General features: G+C 74.0%; 2 protein-coding genes. Both read left to right on the top strand.

Annotation, left to right across the window (positions count from 1 at the left end; all coding sequences use genetic code 11):
* Positions 1–1690, top strand: a 1690-nt coding sequence (locus tag D7X74_RS45155) for a tetratricopeptide repeat protein (protein ID WP_147446882.1), incomplete at its 5' end; no start/stop codon positions are given.
* A 121-nt stretch (positions 1691–1811) separates the two neighbouring features.
* On the top strand, positions 1812–2651 hold the full coding sequence (locus tag D7X74_RS40950; protein WP_199732845.1) for an Ig-like domain-containing protein: 840 nt from the start codon (positions 1812–1814) through the stop codon (positions 2649–2651).
* Positions 2652–2821 lie beyond the last annotated feature (170 nt).

The raw sequence follows: 2821 nt of genomic DNA, 5'->3' as shown, positions 1-2821 counted from the left end.
GGACGGGGCGGTGGTGGAGGCGCTGCGGCGCGTGGCGAAGCCGTCGGGCCTGTTGCTGCTGGTGGACGACGTGCACCGCGTGGACGGCGCGTCGCTGGAGATGCTCGCCGGGGTGCTGGCGACGAAGGACGCGGGCGTGGCGCTGGTGGGCACGGGTGACGTGGACGCGGTGCCCACGGCCCTGGCGTCGCTGCCCGTGACGGTGCTGGAGGGCCTGTCGTCCGCGGAGCTGAACGCGCTGTTGACCGCGAGCCTGGGGACGTCCCTGTCGCCGTCGCTGGAGCGGGCGGTGGGGGACCGGGTGCGAGGCAATCCCGCGCATGCGCTGGCCCTGGTGCGGCTGCTCGTCGCGGTGGGCGTGTTGCAGCGCACGGAAGAGGGGTTCCAGGCCAACGGGCCGCTGTCCGCCGCGTCCCTGCCGCAGGACCTGGGCCAGGTGCTGGGCGCGCGGCTGGAGCTGCTGCCTTCCGCGTCGCTGCGCTTCCTGCAGCGCGCGGCGGTGGAGGGCTCGCTCTTCTCCGCGGAGCTGGTGCGGGCGTCGCTGCTGGGCACGGAGGGCGCGGAGGTGCTCGATGATGCCGAGTGGGTGGTGCCCGTGCCCCGGCAGCCCGGCATCTTCCGCTTCACGCGAGAGGAGGCGCGGCAGGTGCTGCGCGAGCGCCTGTCGCCCATGCAGCTGCGGAGCGCGCACGAGGAATTGGCGGAGACGTTGGAGCGCGAGGCGTTCGCCAGCGAGCCGGCCCGCGAGGTGCGGGTGGCGGACCACCTGCTGGGGGCGGACGCGCCCGGCGCGCAGGCCGCGTGCGAGCGGGCGGGAGACTGGTTCGCGGCACGGGGGGAGTGGCGCGCGGCGGTGGAGTTCTACCGCTGGGCCCTGGGCCGCGAGCCTGGCGCGACGGCGGCGGTGGTGCGCTGGCAGTTGGGCGTGCTCGCGAGCGCGGCGCGGTGTCTCACGCAGGTGGAGCCCGCGGCGGTGGACGGGCTGGTGACGCCGTGGCTGGACCGCGTGTCGGTGATGCAGACGCCGGGCACGTGGGCGGAGGCCGCAAGGCGCCTGGCCGTCGCGGAGCTGAAGCTGGGGCGCGTGGCGGACGCGGAGGTGCGCCTGAGCATGGCGCAGGGCCCGGCGAACTCGGATCCGGAGGTCGAGGCCCTGGTGCTGGGGGAGCTGGCGCGGGTGCGCGAGGCCAAGGGCGAGACGACGGCCGCGGTGGAGCTGCTGGCGAGGGCCTTCCAGCGCATGGGGAACCGGGCCGCGCGGGCGCCGGACTTCTACTGGGAGCACTACCTGCTGCTGGGCCGGCTGCAGCAGCGACTGGGGCAGCTCGACCGGGCGCGGGTGGCCTTCACGCGCGCGGTGGAACAGGCGCGGTCGGTGGCGAGCGCGGTGGGCCAGGCGCGGGCCCTGTCGCAGCTCGCGGGCCTGCGGGTGCTCGCGGGAGAGCCGGCCCAGGCGCTGGCGGAGCTGGAGCGCGCGCTGGTGCTGGCCGACCAGGGTGGCGACGCGCAGGAGGTGGCGCGCATCCACTTCAACGCCGGCCGGCTGCTGGTTGCGGGCGGCCGGGTGCCGGAAGCGCGCGAGCGCCTGGAGCAGGCCCGGGAGCGCGCCCGGGTGGCGGGATGGCGGGAGGGGGAAGCCCTGGCGGCGCAGGTGCTGGGGACGATGGAGGGCAGGGCCCCGCGCCGCTGAAGTGCGAAAAAGATGTCAGCAGGCGTGCAGGCGTGCGGACTTCGACGGGAAGGGGCGTGGATTTCCCGCCCGTCGCGCGGTGGGCCGATAGACTCCGCCACCTCCCCTTCCGTCTGCCTTCGTGAATACGTTGCGTCTTTCCTTCCGTTCCCTGTGGGGTCTCTTCGCGCTGGGTGTCCTCGGTGCGTGTGGACCGTCTCCGACGACCATCACCGTGGATCCGCCCGAGCTGCGCTACCTGCGCACGCAGGGGCAGAACCTGCCGTTGAAGTACACGGTGCTGGATGCGGATGGGCGCAAGATGATGGACGCGCGGCTGCGCTGGACCAGCTCCGCGCCGGACGTGGCCTCCGTGCAGGAGGACGGCACGGTGGTGGCGCGCAAGTCCGGCAAGACCATCATCGGCGTGCAGGGGGGACGGGCGAAGGCGGCGCTGCCGTTGGATCTCACCATCCTCGCCACGCTGGAGGTGCGCGCGCCGGGCGCGGACTTCGTGGAGATGGGGCGCACCATCAAGCTGCGCGTGGTGGCGCGCAACGAGGTGGGCCACGTCATCCCCGACGCCATGCCCACCTTCCGCTCCAGCAATGAAGAGGTGGCGCACGTGGAGAACGGTGAGCTCATCGCCGCGACGGCGGGCGTGGCCACTGTCACCGCGACGCTGGGGCACCTGAGCCGGGCCATCGCCGTGCAGGTGGTGCCGCCGGACTTCGCCCGTCTGGGGCTGAACCTCACCTCGTACACGTTCAAGAAGAAGGGCCAGTCGGTGCAGGTCCAGGCGCGCGCGTACAACCGCAACGGCGCGGTGCTGGAGCGCGTGCCGCTGGAGTGGTTCAGCTCCAACTCGGCCGTGGTGACGGTGTCGCCCGAGGGCCGGGTGACGGCCGTGGGCACGGGCCGCGCGGTGGTGTCGGTGGTGGCCGGCCGTCGCCGCACCGCCGCGGACTTCATCGTCGAGTAGGGCCCTGGGGTGTCCCGGTGTCCTGGTGTCCCCGCCGTCATGAAGCGGCGGGGACGGGCAGTCGGCGCGCGGCCTACTTCTTCTTCGCGGGCGGCGCGGACTTCGGAGCGGAGGGCTTGGGCGCGGTGTTCTTGCGGCCCTTCTTCGGCACCTCGTCCTCGGGGCAGGGC

The sequence above is a fragment of the Corallococcus sp. CA047B genome (genome assembly GCF_003612065.1).
GTDB lineage: Bacteria > Myxococcota > Myxococcia > Myxococcales > Myxococcaceae > Corallococcus > Corallococcus praedator.
The sequence above is the reverse complement of the archived record's forward strand: the minus strand, read 5'-3'. Positions and strand labels throughout refer to the sequence as shown.